This window comes from Myxococcus llanfairpwllgwyngyllgogerychwyrndrobwllllantysiliogogogochensis (assembly GCF_006636215.1).
In the GTDB taxonomy this organism is placed as follows: domain Bacteria; phylum Myxococcota; class Myxococcia; order Myxococcales; family Myxococcaceae; genus Myxococcus; species Myxococcus llanfairpwllgwyngyllgogerychwyrndrobwllllantysiliogogogochensis.
This window is the reverse complement of record NZ_VIFM01000151.1, coordinates 1-19,276: the sequence shown is the minus strand read 5'-3', so window position 1 is coordinate 19,276 and position 19,276 is coordinate 1. Positions and strand designations below refer to the sequence as shown.

Sequence of the window (19,276 nt, the reverse complement as noted above, 5' to 3'; positions counted from 1 at the left end):
CCCCCCTCAGAAGTTCGAGGGGGGAAGCCTGCCCGTCTCCGTCCCGAACTCGGCCGCCCGGCGCATGCGCCACCGTGGCTCGCGGGCCTTTGGCCAGGTGTGGGTTTCCACCACGGCCGCCGCATCACCCTCGCCATCGCGGAAGCCCATGGACGTGCCCGCATGGAGGGCGTGGGCGGGCCCTGGCGCGGTGGTGGCGGTGAGGTGCTCCGGGGTGGGTTCGACCCCGTGACGCTCCGGGGCCCCGCTGCGCACCGCCACGTCGCGCGGGGTGCGGTGGGCCTTACGCGGGGTGTGGGCGCGCCATCTGCAGGCTCGCGCGATGGGTCGGGTGGAGTGCTAACCTCGCGCCGCGCTGACCCGCCACGCGCTTCGTTCTTCGTTCTTCGTTCCTCGGAGGGATGTTGGGCACCGTCCTCAAGGGTGGTTACGTCGTCGAGCTGGAGCCCGCGGTGGTGGAACGCGTGGACTTGCGCGTCGAAGGAGAGCGCATCGTGGCGCGCGGGCCGGACCTGACGCCCGAGGCCGACGACGAGGTGGTGGCCCTCTCCGGCAAGCTCGTCTTCCCGGGGCTGGTCAGCGCGCACCACCGGCTGCACGCCGTCCTGGGTCGAGGCATGCCGAACACGGCGATGGAGACCTACCAGGACATCCTGGAGAAGGTGCTCTGGCCCTACGAGGACGCGCTGGACTTGGACGCCGTCCAGGTGGCGGGGTGCGCGGGCGGCCTGGAGGCGCTCCAGTGCGGCACGACGACGGTGTGCACCCTGCACTCCTCGCCCAAGGCGGTGTCGGGCTCGCTGGTGCGGCTGGCGCGAGGTCTCCACGAGGTGGGGGTGCGCGGCGTGCTCGCCTACGCGGTGTCGGACCGCAGCGGAGCGGTGGGGCGCGAAGAGGGATTGGAAGAGACGGTGGGCTTCGCGCAGAAGGCGAAGGGGAGATTCCGGGGCCAGGTGGGCGCGGGGCCTTGTTTCACGCTGGGGCAGGACGCGCTCCAGGGGCTCGCCGAGGCGCTGAAGGCGGCGAACACCGGCCTGCACCTGCCGCTCGCGGAGGACCCGCTGGACGAGCGGCTGTCGAACGAGCGGCATGGGGCCTCGCCGGTGCCACGGCTCCTGGACGCGGGGCTGTTGTCGCCTCGGAGCCAACTGGCGCACGTGGGGCACCTGGCGTGGGCGGACCTGGCGCAGGTGATTGCGACGGGGGCGTGGATTGTCCACACGCCGCGCGCCAACCAGGGGTTGGAGGTGGGGTATGCGCCGGCGCTGAAGTTCGGCGCGCGCGCGACGCTGGGTGCGGATGGCGTGTCGGCGGACCTGTTCGCGGAGGCGCAGGCGGCGTATCTGCGCTCGCGCGAGGCGGGGCAGCCCATCGACGTGCTGCGCTACCTGGCGAACGGGCATCGGTTGGTGTCGCAGCACTTCGGGGTGCCGCTGGGGCCGATGCGGGAAGGAGCGCTGGCGGACCTGTTGGTGCTCGACTACCTGCCGGCCACGCCGCTGACGGCGGAGAACCTGGCGTGGCACGTGGTGTTCGGCCTGGGCAGCCGGCACGTGGAGGCGGTGATGGTGGATGGGGTGTGGCGCATGTGGGCGCGCCGCCCGCTGTCCGTGAACCCCTCCGTGGTGGCCGAGCAGGCGCGCGAGGCCGCGGCGGCCGTGTGGGCGCGCATGGCCGAGTCGAAGTAGCGAGGGCGTCGCTTGCCTGGGAGGGGCGGGTCCGCTCAAATCCCCGGCATGCTCGCTCCCGTACTGCTCGCAGGGCTTCTGGTCGCCGCCATCCCCAACGTGGGCGACACCGCCCCGGACTTCACCGTGAAGGACACGGACGGCAAGGTCTACATCCTGTCGGAGCTGGTGAAGCAGGGGCCCGTCATCGTCGCCTTCTTCCCCAAGGCCTTCACGGGAGGGTGCACGAAGGAACTCAAGGCGTACACGGCCCGGCACTCGGACATCGAGAAGCTGCAGGGGCGCGTGCTGGCCTTCAGCACGGACGACGCGGAGACGCTCAAGCGCTTCAAGGCGGAGCTGAAGGCGCCGTTCCCCTTCATCCCGGACCCGGACGGCAAGGTCGTCGAGTCCTACGACGTGAAGATGCCGCTGGTGACGGTGTCCAAGCGCTACACCTTCGTCGTCGGCGAGGGGCGCAAGGTCCTCAAGGTGGACTCCGGCGGTGACGCCATCGACCCGGCGGGCGCCATCACCTCGTGCTCGCAGGGCAAGCCCGCGACGCCGCCCGCCACGAAGGAGCCGTCGCCGGCTCCCGAGGCGAAGCCGTAGCGCGCACCCGGCTATCGCGTCGTGGGCGGTCCAAGGCGAAGGGGTGGCAGTCCCCGGTTGTCGAAGAGCTGGGCCGGGGAGTCCTCCACGTAGCTGTCCTCGAACTGGCCGCCGGTGTACTCGCGGATGACCTTCCTCCAGAACGAGGTGGCCGCGTGGTTGGCGGGCAATTGGGACACCTCCCACAGGCCCCGGAAGCGGTCGAACACGGCCATGGCCGCGCGCCGTCCCAGGCCGTAGCCCCGCTCGCCGCGCAGGATGAAGAACTCACTCATCCGGAAGTCGCGCCCGGGAGTCATGTACGGGAAGGGGGCCTGCGCCACGAAGGCGAAGCCCACCGTGCGGCCCTCCCAGCGCAGCAGCAGCGGATGGACCTCGTCCGAGGCCGCGAGCCACGTGGGCAGGAAGTTGGGCACCCACTGCCCCTGTGGGTCCAGGCGGTACTCCACCCCGAACTCGCTCAAGTCGTGCAGGTAGAGCGGGTACAGGTTTCGCAGCAGTGGGTGCTCGGCTGGACTCGCACGGAGTAGCTCCACGGACGCCTCCGGGCGCCCAGCATGTCCCATCCCATGCGCCACGAACAGGACGAGCCTTCCTCGTAAAAGGGGGGTGTCCCGGACCCCAGGCCCCGCACGTCAGTGCGTCACCTCGGTGACGCTGACGGGGCTGTCGCCGCGCGCATGGGCCTTGGCGTGCTGGGCGAAGAGGAAGCGCCTTACCGCGGCGCGCGTCAGCAGTCCCCGGGTGGCGATGCCCTCGGGAGCGGCGACGGGCAGGGAGTCCACGTCCTCCTGGTCCATGATGCGCAGCGCCTGGGCCAGGTCGGCATTGGGCGCCAGGAGCGGCAGCTTGCGCGCCAGGTCGCTGGCCACCAGCAGCGGGTACATGGCCTCGTCGCGCCACACCTCGCGCAGCTGCTCCACCTGGACGATGCCGTAGACCTCGCCGTGGGTGTCCAGCACCGGCAGCGCGCCCGTCTCGGAGGTGAGCAGCAGGTCCGCCAGGGGCCGCATCGGCAGGCCCGCGGGCACGGGCGCCACGTGCTCCATCAGCGCTTGCACGGGCGTGCTCTCCAGCAGGTCCGTGTCGCTGGGGGCCTTGGGCGCGTTGCGCTCGATGAGGTAGTGGCACAGCGCGGAGGCGATGGTGCACGTCACCATCAGCGGGAGGATGATGTCGTGGTTCCCGCTCAGCTCGTACATCATCATCATCCCGGTGAGCGGACCCCGGTTGAGCGCCGCCACCGCGCCGCCCATGCCCACCAGCGCATACGCCCCGCTGGGGCCGGTGCTGGCCGGGAAGAAGTAGTGCACCAGCGTGCCGAACGCTCCACCCGCCATGGCGCCGATGACGGCCGCGGGGAAGAACGTCCCGCCCGAGCCCCCCGAGCCGATGGTGATGGCCGTCGCCACCAGCTTCAACACGCAGGCGGTGACGAGGAAGAAGAAGGGCAGCTTTCCCACCGCCGCCAGGTTGATGAAGTCGTGCCCGCTGCCCCACACCGTGGGGCTGACGAAGGCCATCAGCCCCGCGCACAGCCCGCCCAGGCCCGCGCGGAACGGCAGCGACTTGCGGCCCAGCCACGGCGACAGCCTCCCTCCCATGTGCCCCTGGAAGAAGTGCTCCACCCCGTGCAGCATCTTCACGAAGGTGAAGGCCAGCAGGCCGCAGCCGATGCCCAGCACCGCGTACGCCAGGACTTCCGAGCCGCTCACCAGCTCGTACGGCACGCTGCGCAGCATGGGCGCCTCGCCCAGCACACCCTGGCTCACCAGCGTGCCCGCCACGCTGGCCAGGATGATGGGCGAGAAGACGCGCAGCTCGAACTCGCGGAGGATGATTTCCATCGCGAACACCGCGCCGGCGATGGGGGCGTTGAACGACGCGGAGATGCCCGCGCCCGCGCCGCACGCCAGGAGGATGGACAGCTCCCTGCGGCTGAAACCGAGCACCCGGCCCACGCTGGAGGCGAACGCCGCGCCGCCATAGACGATGGGGCCCTCGCGGCCCGCCGAACCGCCGCTGCCGATGGTGATGGCGGACGCCACCAGCTTCAACAGGCCCCGGTCCGCGGGCACCACGTTTGCGCCACTTTTCACCGCTCGGACGACCTCGGGGACGCCGTGGCCATGCGTCTCCGGCCTGTCCCGGAGCAGCCGTCCCACCGCCACGCCGCCCAGGGTGGGGGCCAGCAGCATCAGCCACCAGGGCAGGAGCGGAATCGCCTCCGCCAGGGCGTGGGGATGACCGAAGACGCTGTTGAGCGCGGCCAGCGCCACCAGTGGGTAGTAGAGCGACAGCGCGCCCAGCGTCAGCAGCGCCAGCAGGCGCAGCCGTCGCTTCACCTCGTCCCGAGGACCTCCGGGCTCGATGACCCGCGCCAGCAGCAGCGCGCCGAGCGCCAGCGGCGCCCCGACGATGGCGTACTCCAGATGCCACCGCGCCGAGCCGAACGCGTCCATCAACGTCAGCAACTGGCTGCGGCGCAGCGTGTGCGCCAGCTCCGCCGCGCCGAACGTCAGCCCGCTCACCAGGCCAATCAGGTTGGAGAAGATGCCCGCGGCCAGGCCGCTGTAGAGCCCCACCACCGCGCCCGCCACGGGCAGCACCGACGGACCGGGCAGTCGCAGGCGGTTGGAGGCTTGAAGCGCCGCGTGCGTGAATCGGCTCAAGTGCTCCCGAGCGCGGACCCACACCGCGCGCTGGGGCATCACCCCAGAGGGAGGTTCATCGACATTCATTGGTCCTCCCACTAACCCATCCCGAACGGGGAAGCTTCAACGTTCGAGAGCGGCCTGTCGGGCCGGTGGCACTCCTCGCGGCCACACGGCGCGAGGGGGCGAGCGGGAGGGCGGCGGGTGGCCTGTCTTCAGGGGGCGTAGCTGCGCGTGGGCAGTAGCGAGCGCAGCAGCACGGCGATTCCCGCGAGCCCCAGCCAGGGCACCACATGGCCCCAGAGCAGGTGGGCCGCTGTCCCGTCGGGGCAATGCACGTGGAGGACGAGCAGGCTGACCGAGCCGGCGGACAGCCCGGCGGCCAGCGCTCGCGCGGGGTGGTAGGCGGAGCGGCTCAGCAGCGCCAGTGTGACGGCCAGCGGCACCACCGTCACCGCCAGCTCCGTGCCCGCGCAGCCGAGGACGCCGGCCAGCAATGCCCGGCCCTGCTGTCCGGACCCGGTGAGCACTACGGTGACGCCCAGGGCTCCAGCGAAGGCGAGGACTCCCGCCCAGGGCACCACCCGACGGCGGGGCGACAGCGCGACAAAGGCGCCCGCGCCGAGCAGCGCGAGGATGACGACTCCCACGCCCACCACCAGTCCCGGCGGGGACGCGTTGCCCACCCATCCGCCTCGGCGGCTCAGCAGGGTCAGCCCCACGCCCACCATCGCCGCGTGGACGCCCACCAGCAGGGCCAGCCCGTGCCACCAGGGACGCGCCATGGGCTGCTTCGCCAGGGTTTCCAGGGCGAAGCGTCGCGCGGTGTCGTGGCCGGGCAGCGTCTGCTCGTCATCCTCGGAGGAGGCGGAGGCCGTGGGGAGCGTCGACGCCGTGGCGTGACTCGGACCGCCGAGGAGGTCGAAGCCGCCCGTCACCACCTGGCAGTCCTCACAGGACGCCACGTGCTTCGTCAGCTCCGGGGGCAGGGCCTCGCCCAGACAGTCCATCACCCGTGAACACTCCGGGGTCATTCCAAGGTCTCCGTGCGCAGGGTGGCGAGCAGCTCGCGCAGTCGCTCATAGCCTCGATGGGCCCGGACCTTCACCGCGCTCTCGGTGAGGCCCAGGGTGTCGGCGATTTCGGCGAAGCCCATGCCCTCGAAGCGGTGCAGGAGGATGGGGATGCGCTGGCCCTCGGGGAGCATGTCGAGCGCCTGTCGCACCGCGCGCTCCAGGCCCACGTCTCGGGGCGCGGGGCTCTCGTCGGCGATGCCCGTGGGCAGTTCCCCCTCGGCCGTCAGCTCCTCGGTGCGACGGCCCCGGCGCTGGGAGTCGCGCGCGGCATTGGTGGCGATGGCATACAGCCACGGCTTGAAGCGGGAGCCCACCTGGAAGCGCCCTCGCGAGCGGACCAGGGACATGAAGGTGAGCTGCACCAGGTCCTCGGCGGTGGACGCGCTGCCCGTCAGGCGGGTGAGGTATCCGCGCACCTGTCGGGAGTGACGCTGGAAGAGCGCGTCGAACGCCGGAGCCTGCCCTTCACAAAACCGCGCCATCAGCACCTCGTCGGACTCGGGTGCGACGGAAGTGCGCACCGAGTCGTCTCCGGTACGCACGGGCGCGGAGGCTGGTTTCATCGATGAAGGCGGTGACACGCGCGCGGCACTCTAGCCGGTTGCATGAGACCCAGGGTGGGTGTGCCTCGGCCCCGCCATCGTCACTGCTTGAGCATGGGCTGCGGTGTGGGTGCGGAGGAGGGCAGGTGATCCGCGGCGGCGGCCAGCGCCTCGCGAACCTTGCCCTCGGCGGCCGTCCTGGCGGCGACCAATTGCGCGCGCGCGCCTCCCGCGCCGAAGAAGCGGGTGGGCGTGGCCAGCGCCGCGCGGTCCTCCGCCGAGTACTTCCTGTACGCGTACCTGACCGAGTCGGAGGGCAGCCGCAGGCCCTCCACGACCTTGAACCAGGAGAGGACCTTCAACGAGTAGAAGCTCAGGTCCACCTCCCACCAGAACCAGCCCTGGTTGGCGGTGTTCTGGTGGTAGTGGTGGTTGTTGTGCCAGCCCTCGCCGAGGGTGATGAGCGCCAGGAGCCAGTTGTTGCGGCTGGTGTCCGTCGTCTTGTAGCGGCGCTTGCCGAAGATGTGGCTCAGGGAGTTGATGGTGAACGTCCCGTGCCACAAGAGGGTGGTGCTGACGAAGAAGCCCCACACCAGCATGGAGAAGCCGCCGATGAAGTAGAGCGCCACCGCCAGCAGGACGGGCGGCACCAGGTGGAAGCGGTTGAGCCACACCAGCTCCGGGAAGCGCGCGAAGTCCTTGATGCCCTCCATGCGCGTGGGCCCGTACTTGTCACACAGAATCCAGCCCACGTGGCTGAACCAGAAGCCCTTCTGCACCGGCGAGTGGATGTCGTCCGCCTGGTCCGACGTCCGGTGGTGGTGGCGATGGTTGGCCGCCCACCACAACACGCCCTTCTGCGTCGACAGGGTGCCCACCAGCGCGAGGATGAACTGGAAGACGCGCCCCGTCTTGAAGGCCCGGTGGGAGAAGTAGCGGTGGAAGCCCACCGTGATTCCCCACATGCGCAGGATGTACAGCCCCACACAGACCGCCACGTCCACTGGCTTCGCCCCGACAGAGAAGGCGAAGAGGCACATGATGTGGACGGCGAAGAAGGGGATGGACGACAGCCAGTTCAGGCGCTCGTTGTCCGAGGGCAGGGCGGGAGCAGGAGAGGAAGTCTGCAAGGGAGCCTCTTGAGCTGGAGCAGGAGCGCGCCCGAAGGTGCGCAGCCTCGTCCCGCATCAACACCCCCTCCTGTCATCGCTCTGTCAGGAGGCGGCGGATTGCCGCAGCTCCGTCAACCACTCCTCGAAAGCGGGGTGGCCATGCAGGGGCGCCAGGTCCGCGTCCGAGGCGGCATAGGCCCCGTCCTTGAATCCCAGCTCGCTGGCCCGGCGCAGCAGGCGCACCGCGTCGGGCACGTTGCGCGCCTTGGCATAAGCGCACGCGGCGTCGTAGGCGATGCTGGCGCTCGGGGCGTGCTCCAGCGCGGCCTCGCCCATCGCGGCGGCCTCCGAATAGACGCCTCGGATGAAGAGCACGCGCTCCGCGCAGCTGAACGCCGCGGCGGCTTCCACGCCGGGCAGCTTCAGGGCCTCCGGCGTCCGGCCCAGGCGGATCAACGTCCCGGCGTACTCGTGCATCACCGTGCGGTCCGAGGACGTCTGCCAGGCCTGCTTCCACCAATCCAGCGCGCGCGCGTCGTCACCGACGAGGGAGAAGGACGCGGCCACCGCATGCGGCTCCACCTGGAGCCCCTGCACCTGGGAGAAGTGGTCCAGCGCCTGCCGGCCCTGGCCTTCCTTCAGCGCCACCCAGCCGAGCAGGTGGTGGGCGTGGCTGGCCAGCTCGGGGGTGAGGCCGTCGCCGCCCTCCAGCACCGCGGCGCCCAGCCGGCGTGCGTCATCCAGCCGGCCCGCATCCAGCGCGATTTTCGCCTCGCGAAGCTTCCCCGCCACGGGGCTGTCCAGCGAGCCTGGGCCACCGACGCGCGGGGCGTTGCCTCCGGAGCTCAGGGCCTCCGCCACGGTGCGGAACGCCTGGACGCCGTACATGGCGAAGAAGATGGCGGGGAAGAGCCACCCGATGTTCAGGCTGTAGACGACCACGGCCACGCACACCAGCAGCGCCAGGCCCTGGGACGCGAGCAGTCCCCGCCGGGGGCCGAGCACCCGGGTGGCCAGCGTGGAGACCAGCCGCCCACCGTCCAGCGGCAGCACGGGCAGCAGGTTGAAGATGGCCCAGATGAAGTTGGCGCCGGCGAAGGTGCGCAGGAAGAAGTCCAGCGCGGGGGAGTGCCCGTTGAAGACCAGGTAGCCCACCAGGCTCACCACGCCGAGCAGCAGCCCGAAGAGGGGCCCCGCCACGGTGATGACCAAATCCCTCTTCCATGGAAGCGGGCCCGGCATGTCCGTGGGCAGGGTGTGCCCGCCCAGCCAGACGAGCGCGATGCTCGGGTGGTAGCCGAAGAGGCGGCTGGCCAGGGCGTGGCCCAGTTCGTGGACCAGCACGGACACGAAGACAATGAGCATCCACGACAGGACGAACACCACCATGGCACTGGCCTGGCCCAGGGCGGGCGCCTCGGACACCTGGCGGAAGGGCCAGCCGTCCTGCGAGGCGCGGACCGAGCTGTAGGCGAGCACGGCGGAGACCAGCAGGTGGCTGGGGTGGACGTCGACGGGAATGCTCCCGAGGCGAAAGCGGAACATGGGCACGGACCTTAACCGTTGAGGCGCGGATGCGCAGTCCGTAGCGCACATCCCGCAACCGCTTCCTCTTCATTTCGGTAGGTTCCCAGAAGCCCCATGCTGCGACTCGGCCCTTATTCCCTCCCGAATCCTTTTGTCCTCGCCCCCATGGCCGGGGTGTCCGAGATGCCCTTCCGGGTGCTCGCCTTCCGCATGGGCGCCGCCCTGTGCCCCACCGAGCTCGTCAGCTCCCAGGGGTTGATGCGGGCCAACCAGCGCACCCTCATGTACCTGCGCTTCGACGCGGAGGTGGAGAAGCCCTACTCGCTCCAGCTCTATGGAGGCGACCCGGAGGCCATGGGCCTCGCGGCCGCGGTCGGCAAGTCCCATGGGGCGCAGATGCTGGACATCAACATGGGCTGCCCGGTGAAGAAGGTGACGAAGAACGGGGCGGGCAGCGCGCTCTTGAGCGACCCGGAGCGCGCCGCCGCCATCGTCCGGGCGATGCGCGAGGCCTCGGGCCTGCCCGTCACCTGCAAGATTCGCTCGGGCTGGGACGCCAGGACGCGCAACTACCTCCAGATGGCCGCCGCGCTCCAGGAGGCCGGCTGCGCGGGGCTGGCCATCCACCCTCGCACCCGGGAGCAGGGCTACTCGGGGCAGGCGGACTGGAGCGTCATCACCGACTTGAAGCGCCACTTCCCGGAGCTGCCCCTGTTCGGCAACGGGGATGTGCGCACGCCCGAGGACGCGCGGCGCATGCTGGAGACGACCGGCTGCGACTACGTGATGATTGGCCGCGCGGCCCTGGGCAACCCGTGGATATTTCGCGAGCTCGCGGGCGGGGACGCGCCTTCGCCCGAGGAGCGGTGCGCCCTGGTGCTGGAGCACTTCCACGCGCACCTGGCCTTCGTGGGGGACCCGCTCGGCGCCGTGCGCTCCTTCCGCCGACACCTGGGCTGGTACGCCCATGGCCTCGCGGGCGCCGCCGCCTTCCGTGCGCGCGCCAACACCCTGGATGCACCGGAAGCGGTGGCGGACGCCGTGCGCGCCTTCTTCTCCGCCGCCGACTCGGACCGCTCCGGGGACTCATCCGAGGAGCAGGACGTCGACTACCGCGCGGCGCTCGGTTGACGACTTCGCGCCCCACGGGTTCTCACCCGAGGGGCGCGGAAGTTCCTAAAGGGACGCACCGGGCGGCACGAGCACGCGGCCGGTGGCGACCGCGCGGAAGTAGTCGCAGGCGGGGGTGGGGCGCCGCTCCAGCGTGTCGAAGTCGACGTGGTAGAGGCCGAAGCGCGGGCCCCAGCCCTCCAGCCACTCGAAGTTGTCGAGCAGGCTCCAATAGAGGTAGCCGCGCACGTCCACGCCCTGGGCCCGGGCGGCCAGCACCTGGGAGAGGTGGGAGTGCAGGTAGTGGGGACGGCGGGCGCCCGCGCGGTCATCGATGCCGTTCTCCGTAATCCACACCGGCTTGCCGTAGCGCTTCACGTCGCGCAGCGTCTGGAGGAAGCCCTCGGGCCAGTCCTCCCAGCCGATGTCGGTGAGGCCCCGGCCCCGGGTGTCGCGGTACTTGAACTCGATGAAGGGCGGGCGCGGCACGAAGCGCAGGTGCGCGCGGCTGTAGTAGTTCACCCCGATGAACTCCACCGAGTCCCGGGCCTCGGGGATGTCGGCGCGGGTGGTGGCCACCCCGGGCATGTTCACCCGGAGCTTCCCCGTGGAGAGCGCCTCGTGGAAGGCGTGGTTGTAGGCGGGCGAGGCCAGCCGCACGAGGGCGCGGTCCAGCGGGTTCCACCAGCGGTCCGGCGCGAAGGCGAGCATGTTCTGGGAGATGCCCAGCTCCACCCGGCCCAGGCGCTCCAGCAGCTCCCGCCTCGCCGCCGCGTGGGAGCGGACCATGTTCTCCAGCGCCCTCATGGTGAGCGCCCCGTCGGCGATGCCCGGGGGGATGGCGCCCTGGAGGTAGCCGCCCAAGAGCAGCACCATCGGCTCGTTGAAGGAGATGACGAGCGCGTCCAGGCCCTCCAGCAACGCGGCGCACCGGCGGGAATAGCGGCGGAAGACCTCCACGCTCTCGGGCGAGTGCCACGGCGTCTCCCGGTGGAACCATGTCGGATGGGTGAAGTGGTGGAGCGTCACCACCGGCCGCAGGCCCTGGGCCTTCATCTTCAGGAGCCGCTCCCGGTATGCCTCCAGCGCGGCCTCGTCGAACCTCCCGCGCTCCGGCTCGATTCGCGCCCACTCGAGGGAGATTCGGAAGGCGGTGGCGCCCACGGCGCGGGCCAGCGCGTAGTCCTCCTCGTAGCGGTGCCAGTGGTCCACCGCTCGCCCGCAACGGGCGTGGGGCTCCTTCAATTTTCCCGCGCGCTCCCACTCGGCCCAGTCGTTCTCGATGCCGCCCTCCACCTGGTACGCGGAGGTCGCGACGCCGAAGGTGAAGTCCGCGGGGAAGGTCATCTCGGAGGTCCTCATCGTGGCCGCGCACCGTAGACGCGACCCTCCATCGCGAAAAGTTCGGAGTGCCGCGAAGGCCAGTGCGCGGCAGCCGACAGTGCGCTCGCGAGGCGCGCGCCGCGAACGGCTCCGTCGCGTCCGGAGCCTAGAATTCGGCCTCGCGCGCGTTTTCGCGCGTCGCTTCGGAAGTGTCCTCGAAGCGCCTTTCGCGACCTCCGGCACCGCCCGATGCCGAAAAATCGGCCTCGCCGCGCGATGCAATACATCACCATGCGTTGACACACTGGTGTGTCGCCCGTACCATTCACTTCAAGCACTCACTCCATCAAAAGAAGAGTGCAGGCCCTCGGTTCACTGGGGCCAATTACATGGAGGGTTCTGATGGCCGCTAAGAAGAAGACCGCCGCGAAGAAGAAGACCGCCGCGAAGAAGACGACCACCCGCAAGACGGCTGGCAAGACCGCGAAGAAGGCGGCGGCGAAGAAGACGACTGCTCGTAAGGCCACCAAGAAGGCCCCTGCCCGCAAGCGCGCGAGCAAGGCCAAGACGGCGGCGGCCCCGGCGACCCCGGAGTCCTGAGCAGTAAAGCGTCATTCGCGGACGGTGTTTGACGTCCGGTGAACGGCTCGGCGAAATCCGCCGGGCCGTTTTTCTTTTGTCCGGACAGGAGGTTGCCCATGTCACTGCGTCCCTCGGAGCTGGAGCAGGTGGTGGCGGAGGTGGGGGCGAAGCTGACGGGAGCGGTGGCCCAGAAGGCCTGGTGCCCGCTGCCGAGGCTGGCCTACCTGGAGCTGCGAGTCCCCGGGCGCTCCATCCTTTTATGTCTGTGCGCCGAGGGAGAGCTGTCCCGGGTGGCCGTCGCCGAGACGCGCTTCCCCACACCGGGCGAACCCGCGCCCTTCCAGCGGTGGCTGCGGCACGAGCTGACTGGCGCGAAGCTCCTGGCGGCGCGCTTTCGCGACGCGGAGCGGGTGGTGGAGCTGGACTTCGAGCGCGAGGAGGTGCGCCGTCGTCTGGTGATGGAGCTGGGCTCTCCGGGCGGACTGCTCCTCTTGAGTGAGCAGGGGCGGGTGCTGATGTTGTCCGGCGAGGGCTTCGGTCCCCGGCGCAATCTCTACGCGGGCGCGGCGTGGACGCCTCCGGAGTCGCTGCCTCCGGACGCGCTGGCCAAGGCGCGCCTCGCACCCTCGCGGCTGGTGCCCGCCGAGGGGGACACGCTTCCCTACTCCCACGCGGCGGAGCTGCTGCTCGGGGCCAAGGACCAGGCGAGCCGCGCGGAGTCCATCCGCCGCCGACTGGCGCAGCCGTACCGCGCTCGCCTCAAGCGCTCCTCGCGCACCCTGGAGAAGGTGAGGGCGGAGGCGGGGCGCGGGCCGGACGCGGAGAAGCACCGTCGGATGGGGGAGCTGCTCGCGCAGAACCTCTTCCGCCTCAAGCGGGGCGCCACCGAGGTCACGCTCACCGAGTACACCGAGGCCGGCGCGGAGGAGGTCCAGGTGAAGCTGGACCCGAAGCGCACGCCCAAGGAGGAGGCGGACTGGAACTTCCACCAGTACCGCCGGCTGCTGCGAGGCGTGGAGCAGGCGCGCCACCGCGAGGCGGAGCTGGCGCGGGAAGTGGCTCACGCCCAGTTGTCGCTGGAGCAGGTGGAGCGGATGGACGAGGTGATGCTGCTCGCGCAGGCGCAGGTGCTGCACGTGCCCGTGGGCGGGGAGGCCACCCCGGAGGGCAAGCCCTTCAAGGAGTACGTGGGCCACGCGGGCTCGCGCATCTGGGTGGGGCGGGGTTCGGAGGACAACGACACGCTCACCTTCAAGGTGGCCCGGCCCTGGTACCTGTGGTTCCACGCGCGCGGAGTGCCGGGCAGTCACGTGGTGCTTCCCCTGGAGAAGGGGCAGGAGCCCACGCAGGAGGTGCTCCTGGACGCGGCGCACCTGGCGCTGCACCACTCGGGGGCGAAGGGCGAGCCGCGTGGCGAGGTGAGCTACGTGCAGGCGAAGTTCGTGCGGAAGGTGAAGGGTGGGGCTCCGGGGCAGGTGACGTACACGCGCGAGAAGACCTTCGTGGTGCGCATGGAAGCGGAGCGGCTGGAGCGACTGCTCAAGTCCCGTCACACCGAGTTGCCCGCTCCGTGACGAAACTTCCCCCCGGAGTGTGAACCTCAGCGCGGAGGGGTGGGGCGCGGTTGACGGGCTGACGGAGAGCAGGCGGGCAAAGGCCGGCGGCCTTGAGTCCGGGAGGTTGCCGGGTACGATGCGCGCCGAGTGACCTCCGAGTTTTTCCGTCAGATGTCCCTGTTTCCACGCGGCCTCTCCGCGGCCAGTCGGGCCACGGCGGCGGTCGCGGAGCCTCGTGCCCTGGAAAAGGAGGTCGCGGAGGTTGTTCCGCGGCTCGAGCCCGTTCCGCAGCTCCGGCCGCCTCCGCCCCGGCATCGGGCTCCGGAAGAAGCACCGCGCATGCTCACGGTTCCCTCTCCCCGTGAGGAGATGTGGACCCGCGCGGAGTCCCTGGCCTGGAGGCTGAGCGCGGAGCTGGGGATGCCGGTGAAGCTGGCGGTGACGGACAACCGCTCCACCATGGTGTCCTTCCGTCGAGGGGGCAACGCGCTCCAGCTGCGGCTGCACCACATGTTCCTGGACGCGCCGGAGTCCATCGTCCGCGCGGTGGCGGACTACGCGGGCCGGGGACACCGGACGGCGGGCGTGCTCCTGGACGAGTACATCCGGGGACAGCAGCCGCGAATCCGCCAGGTGCGTCGTGAATCCGACGCGGACCTCAACCCGTTGGGGCGCTGTTTCGACCTGACGGCGCTTTACAACAACGTCAACGCCACTTTTTTCGAGAACGTCATCCAGGCGCGCATCGGCTGGGGACGGATGCCTCCGAGGCGTCGGCGCAAGTCCATCCGACTGGGCGTGTACGACCATCAGACGCGGGAGATTCGCATCCATCCCGCGCTGGACAGGCCCGAGGTGCCGGCCTTCTTCGTGGAGTTCATCGTCTACCACGAGATGCTGCATCAGCTCTTCCCGAGCACGGGGCGAGGCGGGCGTCGGGTCCACCACCCGCGCGCCTTCCGGGAGCGCGAGCGCACGTACCCTCACTACGCGGCGGCGCTGCGCTGGGAGCGGGAGAATCTGGGCGTGTTGTTGCGCGGTTGATGGCTCCGTTGCTCGCTGGCTCATTTACCGTTTTACCGAGCGAAGCGACGCGTGGTGCGTGCTTGACGCGTTCGTGAGGGGCACCCATCCTCCCGAGCCATATGCGACGAGCGAAGATTGTCTGCACCCTTGGGCCCGCGAGTCAGAGCCAGGAGATGTTGGAGGCGCTGCTGGAGAACGGCATGGACGTCGCGAGATTGAACTTCTCGCACGGCAGCCATGAGCAGCACGCGGAGAACATCGCCAAGCTGCGCGCGGCCTCGCTGAAGGTGCGCAAGGCGGTGGGAATCCTCGGTGACTTGCAGGGCCCGAAGATTCGCACGGGCCGCTTCACCAAGGGCAGCACGGACCTGAAGGAAGGCGGCATCTTCCACATCACCACGGACGAGACGGTGCCGGGCACGGACGAAATCGTGTCCACCACGTACCCGTTCCTGGCGGCGGACGTGAATCCGGGCGACCGCATCCTGTTGGACGACGGCTTGCTGGAGCTGAAGGTCCTGCACACGGACAAGCAGAAGCTCATCAAGACGGAAGTCATCCACGGCGGCGCGCTGAAGAACAACAAGGGCATCAACCTGCCCGGTGTGGCGGTGCGCGCGGATGCGCTGACGCCGAAGGACCGCGAGGACCTGGTCTTCGGCATCAAGGCGGGCGTGGACTTCATCGCGCTGTCCTTCGTGCGGCAGCCGTCGGACCTGGACGCGGCGAGGCAGGCGATGGCGGAGGTGGGCCGGACGGTGCCCATCATCGCGAAGCTGGAGAAGCCGGAGGCGATTGCCCGGCTGGACGCCATCCTGGACAAGACGGACGGGGTGATGGTGGCGCGAGGCGATTTGGGCGTGGAGATTCCGCCCGAGGAAGTCCCGGCCGTCCAGAAGGACATCATCCGGCGTTCGAACCTGCGCGGCCTGCCGGTCATCGTGGCAACGCAGATGTTGAACTCGATGATTGATAACCCGCGGCCCACGCGCGCCGAGGCGAGCGACGTGGCCAACGCGGTGTTCGACGGCGCGGACGCGGTGATGCTCTCGGGCGAGACGGCGAGCGGCAAGTTCCCCATTGAGTCCGTGCAGATGATGGAGCGCATCATCCTGGCGGCGGAGTCGTCGCAGCGGGTGCAGCCGGTGTTGCGCAACATCGACGCGCCGCTGGGATTGCCCACGCACTTCCCGGATGTGATTGCGCGCGTGGCGTGCGAGGCGGCGAAGGCGAGTGGCGCGTCGCTGATTGCCGCGTTCACGCTGTCTGGCGTGACGGCGCGGCTGTTGTCGCACTATCGGCCGTCGGTGCCGATTGTGGCCTTCAGCCCGAACCAGGAGGTCCGTCGTCGGCTGGCGCTCCTGTGGGGCGTGGTGCCGCGAGTGCTGGAGCCCATCCAGGACACCGAGGCGATGGTGCGCCGCGTGGGTGAGGAGCTGGTGGCGCGGGGCCTGGGTCGCAAGGGTGACCGCATCGTCATCGTGTACGGCGCGCCCGTGGGACAGCCCGGGAAGATCAACAGCCTGCGGCTGCACACCATCGAAGGCTGAGTCGACGTCGAATCGAAGGCTTGGGCCTGAGTCTCATCGAAGCACCGTGAGGGGAGGCCCGTGGTTAGGGCTTCCCCTTCGTGCGTGATGGGACTGCTACTTCGGCGCGTTGGGCAGTGCGCGGCGGGGAATCTCCGCGTCCACGAAGATGTGGAACAGCTCCTTGTCCAACTGCCCGTTGTCGGCCTCGCGCTTGAGGATGTCGAGCGCGAGGGTATGGGGCACGGCCTTCTTGTAGGGCCGGTCGCTGGCGGTGAGCGCGTCGTAGATGTCGGAGATGGACATCATCCGCGACTGGACGGGGATGGTGCGCTCGGGGATGGCGCGCGGGTAGCCGGTGCCGTCGAGCTTCTCGTGGTGCGCGTAGGCGATTTCGGGCACGCGGCGCAGGGCGCGCGTCCACGGAATCTGGGTGAGGAAGCGGTAGGTGTGCTCGACGTGGCTCTCGATTTCGCGGCGCTCCTCGGAGGAGAGGGTGCCTCGGGTGATGGAGAGCGACTGGATTTCGCGAGGCAGCAGCAGCGGCTGGGTCTTGCCGTCGGCGTCCTCGAACTGGAGGTGTCCCAGCTCGTTCAGGCGCTCGAACCCGCCCTGGGCGAGCACCGTGGGGCGGTTGCAGGTGAGGACGAAGTCGAACACCTCGTGCAGGTGCTTCAGCTCGGTGCCGAGTCGCTCGGTCTCCTCGGCCTCGATTTCCGCCAGGTGCTTGTCGCCGCGGTGCTTCACGGCCTCGAAGCGGCGGCGGTAGCTCTGGAGCTGGAGGTCCTTGCGCGCGAGCTGGAAGCGGGCTCGAAGTCCCTCGAGCTCATGCGGGTAGAGCTTCTCCGCCTTGACGAGCACGTTCTCCCGCACGCCCACCTTGCCGAAGTCGTGGAGCAGCGAGGCGTAGCGAATCTCCTGAATCTCCGTGGAGGAGAAGTGCGTCCGGGCATAGGTGCCGGTGGACAGGTGCTCCAGGGCCTGGGCCAGGGTCACGGTGAGGTCGGCGACGCGGCCCGAATGACCGGCCGTCGTGGGGTCCCGCGCTTCGATGGCGACGACAGAGGCGGAGACGAAGCCCTCGAAGAGGCGGTTGATCTCCTCGTGGAGCAGGGCGTTCTCAATCGCGCCGGCGGCCTGGGCGCCCAGGGCGAGCAGCAGCTCCTCGTCCTCGGAGTTGAAGCCCTGGCCATCGAGCCTGTTGAGGGCCTGGATGACGCCGGTGACTTCGCCGTTGGCGTCGCGCATGGGGACGCAGAGGATGGTCTTCGTCTGGTAGCCGCTGGAGACGTCGAACGAGCGGTTGAAGCGAGTGTCGGCGTAGGCGTCTGGGATGTTGATGATGGCGCCGGTGTGAGCCACCTGTCCGGCGATGCCGCTGCCCACGGGGAGCCGGATTTCGCTCTTCGAGCCCTGGGCCACCTTGCTCCACAGCTCATTGCGCTCGCGGTCCAGGATGAAGAGCGAGCAGCGGTCCGCCTCCACCACCTTGGTGGCCTCGAAGAGGATGAGCGGGAGCAGCAGGTCCAAATCCCTCTCGGCGCTCATGGCCTTGGCGACGTCCAGGATGGACGTGAGCTTCGCCAGTCGTCGATTGAGGTCGGGGAGTGGCTGCGGAACGGCGGGAGAGCGTGAGAGCACCGAGCGGCTCCGGGCGACGTGGCCTGCGGCCGTGCAGGACGTCGAGGTTGTAACATGCCCAGCCAGGTGACTGCCTTCAGGCCCGACCTGCTCGGTTTCCTGCTTTCGAGTGGACGTCCGGGAATTCAGCCCGTGCCGGAGGGAGTGGGAAGCGGGTATGTAGCGCCTCCATGAGCCGTCGCCCTGTGCGCATTGCCCCCTCGCTCCTGTCCTCTGACTTTGGTCGCCTGGCCGAGGAGGTCCGCGACATCGAAGCCGCGGGAGCGGACCTGATTCACGTTGATGTGATGGATGGCCGGTTCGTGCCGAACATCACGATTGGGCCGGTGGTGGTGGAGGCCATCAAGCGAGCGGCCACGAAGCCGCTGGACGTACATTTGATGATTGTGGAGCCGGAGAAGTACGTGGAGGCCTTCGTGAAGGCGGGGGCGGACGTGCTGACGGTGCACGTGGAGGCGAGCCCTCATCTGCACCGCACCCTGCAACAGATTCGTCAGGCGGGGGCGAAGGCGTCGGTGGTGTTGAACCCGAGCACGCCGCTGTCGGCGATTGAAGAGGTGCTGGGGGACGTGGACATGGTGTTGCTGATGAGCGTGAACCCGGGTTTTGGCGGGCAGGGCTTCATCGAGGCGACGGTGGACAAGGTGCGCCGGCTGCGAGCGATGTTCGACGCGCGTGGCTTGGACACGGACATCGAGGTGGACGGGGGCATCAACGCCGACACGGCGAAGCGCGTCGTCGCGGCGGGGGCGACGGTGCTGGTGGCGGGCAGCTACGTCTTCGGGGCGAAGGACCGGGCGGCGGCCATCCGTTCACTGCGCTCGTAGCGGGCTTCAGGCGCGGGTGCGCGCGACGGTGCTGGCGAGCCGGGCGACGCGGGTCATGAAGGTGGGGTCGAAGGGCTTCACCTCGTAGTCGTCCGCGCCGAGCTCGAAGCAGACGTGGCGGGTGAACTGGTCCTCGACGCCGCTGAGGATGATGACCTTGCAGTCGCGGGTGGACGGGTCCTGCTTGAGCTGGGCGAGCAGGTCGCGGCCGTCCTGGTGCTGGTTGATGTCCAGGATGATGACGGCGGGGCGGTGGAGGCGGGCCAGCTCCAGGACGCGCTCGGACGTCGTGTCCGAGATGCACGTCAAGCCGGACCGCTTCGCCTCCCGGGCGAGGGCCGACACGATGAGCGGTTCATCATCGGAGATGAGGACGACGGGGGGCATTTTCGTTTCGAGCTGCACGGCCCACTGCCTTTTTCGGCCCGGAGAATCCGTGAATATATCCGGAAGTACCGGAATGTCGGGGAGTTTAAAAGGGGGGAGGGTGGG

Annotated in this window: 18 protein-coding genes; 8 read left to right on the top strand and 10 right to left on the bottom strand. The window is 69.6% G+C overall.

Annotated features, from left to right (window positions below; all coding sequences use genetic code 11):
* Positions 1-6: 6 nt before the first annotated feature.
* Entirely contained in the window at positions 7-255 is a 249-nt protein-coding gene (locus FJV41_RS30455; protein WP_181791025.1) for a hypothetical protein, read from the bottom strand.
* A gap of 149 nt (positions 256-404) precedes the next feature.
* On the opposite strand from FJV41_RS30455, the gene FJV41_RS30450 reads away from it, so the two are divergent.
* Together FJV41_RS30450 and FJV41_RS30445 are read left to right on the top strand one after the other, a co-directional pair.
* Positions 405-1,688, top strand: coding sequence for an amidohydrolase family protein (locus FJV41_RS30450; RefSeq protein WP_141646101.1), 1,284 nt, complete (start codon positions 405-407; stop codon positions 1,686-1,688).
* Between the two features lie 48 nt (positions 1,689-1,736).
* Complete coding sequence (locus FJV41_RS30445) at positions 1,737-2,279, top strand: peroxiredoxin (protein ID WP_141646090.1); 543 nt, start codon at positions 1,737-1,739, stop codon at positions 2,277-2,279.
* 11 nt (positions 2,280-2,290) lie between these two features.
* Here FJV41_RS30445 and FJV41_RS30440 read toward each other — a convergent pair whose 3' ends face one another.
* The 6 genes from FJV41_RS30440 to FJV41_RS30415 form a co-directional block, all read right to left on the bottom strand.
* Positions 2,291-2,815, bottom strand: coding sequence for a GNAT family N-acetyltransferase (locus FJV41_RS30440; RefSeq protein WP_141646089.1), 525 nt, complete (start codon positions 2,813-2,815; stop codon positions 2,291-2,293).
* Positions 2,816-2,914: 99 nt separating this feature from the next.
* Positions 2,915-5,020, bottom strand: a complete 2,106-nt coding sequence (locus FJV41_RS30435; RefSeq protein ID WP_246137524.1) for a chloride channel protein — start codon at positions 5,018-5,020, stop codon at positions 2,915-2,917.
* A 128-nt stretch (positions 5,021-5,148) separates the two neighbouring features.
* Positions 5,149-5,967 carry a DUF1109 family protein gene (locus FJV41_RS30430; protein WP_141646088.1) on the bottom strand — a complete coding sequence of 273 codons (819 nt, stop codon included), beginning with the start codon at positions 5,965-5,967 and terminating at the stop codon, positions 5,149-5,151.
* Positions 5,964-6,530 carry an RNA polymerase sigma factor gene (locus FJV41_RS30425; protein ID WP_246137523.1) on the bottom strand — a complete coding sequence of 189 codons (567 nt, stop codon included), beginning with the start codon at positions 6,528-6,530 and terminating at the stop codon, positions 5,964-5,966. Before FJV41_RS30425 ends, FJV41_RS30430 begins: the two co-directional genes overlap by 4 nt.
* Positions 6,531-6,652: 122 nt before the next feature.
* Positions 6,653-7,681, bottom strand: coding sequence for an acyl-CoA desaturase (locus FJV41_RS30420; protein ID WP_141646086.1), 1,029 nt, complete (start codon positions 7,679-7,681; stop codon positions 6,653-6,655).
* An 84-nt stretch (positions 7,682-7,765) separates the two neighbouring features.
* Complete coding sequence (locus FJV41_RS30415) at positions 7,766-9,208, bottom strand: TPR end-of-group domain-containing protein (protein WP_141646085.1); 1,443 nt, start codon at positions 9,206-9,208, stop codon at positions 7,766-7,768.
* A 96-nt stretch (positions 9,209-9,304) separates the two neighbouring features.
* On the opposite strand from FJV41_RS30415, the gene dusB reads away from it, so the two are divergent.
* Positions 9,305-10,321, top strand: a complete 1,017-nt coding sequence (gene dusB, locus FJV41_RS30410) for a tRNA dihydrouridine synthase DusB (RefSeq protein WP_141646084.1) — start codon at positions 9,305-9,307, stop codon at positions 10,319-10,321.
* Positions 10,322-10,366: 45 nt separating this feature from the next.
* Here dusB and FJV41_RS30405 read toward each other — a convergent pair whose 3' ends face one another.
* A complete protein-coding gene (locus FJV41_RS30405; RefSeq protein ID WP_141646083.1) occupies positions 10,367-11,662 on the bottom strand; it encodes a glycoside hydrolase family 1 protein in 1,296 nt (431 codons plus the stop codon).
* Between the two features lie 363 nt (positions 11,663-12,025).
* Here FJV41_RS30405 and FJV41_RS30400 point away from each other — a divergent pair, with 363 nt between their 5' ends.
* The 4 genes from FJV41_RS30400 (at position 12,026) to pyk (ending at position 16,337) form a co-directional block, all read left to right on the top strand.
* A complete protein-coding gene (locus tag FJV41_RS30400) occupies positions 12,026-12,223 on the top strand; it encodes an excinuclease ABC subunit A (RefSeq protein ID WP_141646082.1) in 198 nt (65 codons plus the stop codon).
* A 98-nt stretch (positions 12,224-12,321) separates the two neighbouring features.
* Positions 12,322-13,779, top strand: coding sequence for an NFACT RNA binding domain-containing protein (locus FJV41_RS30395; RefSeq protein ID WP_141646081.1), 1,458 nt, complete (start codon positions 12,322-12,324; stop codon positions 13,777-13,779).
* 153 nt (positions 13,780-13,932) lie between these two features.
* A complete protein-coding gene (locus FJV41_RS30390) occupies positions 13,933-14,805 on the top strand; it encodes a hypothetical protein (protein ID WP_141646080.1) in 873 nt (290 codons plus the stop codon).
* A gap of 101 nt (positions 14,806-14,906) precedes the next feature.
* Positions 14,907-16,337: a pyruvate kinase gene (gene pyk / locus FJV41_RS30385; protein WP_141646079.1), complete on the top strand. Its 1,431-nt coding sequence runs from the start codon at positions 14,907-14,909 to the stop codon at positions 16,335-16,337.
* Positions 16,338-16,433: 96 nt separating this feature from the next.
* Here the strand turns inward: pyk and FJV41_RS30380 are convergent, their stop codons facing one another.
* Positions 16,434-17,957, bottom strand: coding sequence for a GAF and HD-GYP domain-containing protein (locus FJV41_RS30380; protein WP_246137520.1), 1,524 nt, complete (start codon positions 17,955-17,957; stop codon positions 16,434-16,436).
* 170 nt (positions 17,958-18,127) lie between these two features.
* Between FJV41_RS30380 and rpe the strand changes: the two genes are divergently transcribed.
* Complete coding sequence (gene rpe, locus FJV41_RS30375; RefSeq protein ID WP_141646078.1) at positions 18,128-18,784, top strand: ribulose-phosphate 3-epimerase; 657 nt, start codon at positions 18,128-18,130, stop codon at positions 18,782-18,784.
* 6 nt (positions 18,785-18,790) lie between these two features.
* On the opposite strand, the gene FJV41_RS30370 is transcribed toward rpe, so the two are convergent.
* A complete protein-coding gene (locus FJV41_RS30370; protein ID WP_141646077.1) occupies positions 18,791-19,171 on the bottom strand; it encodes a response regulator in 381 nt (126 codons plus the stop codon).
* Between the last annotated feature and the right edge of the window lie 105 nt (positions 19,172-19,276).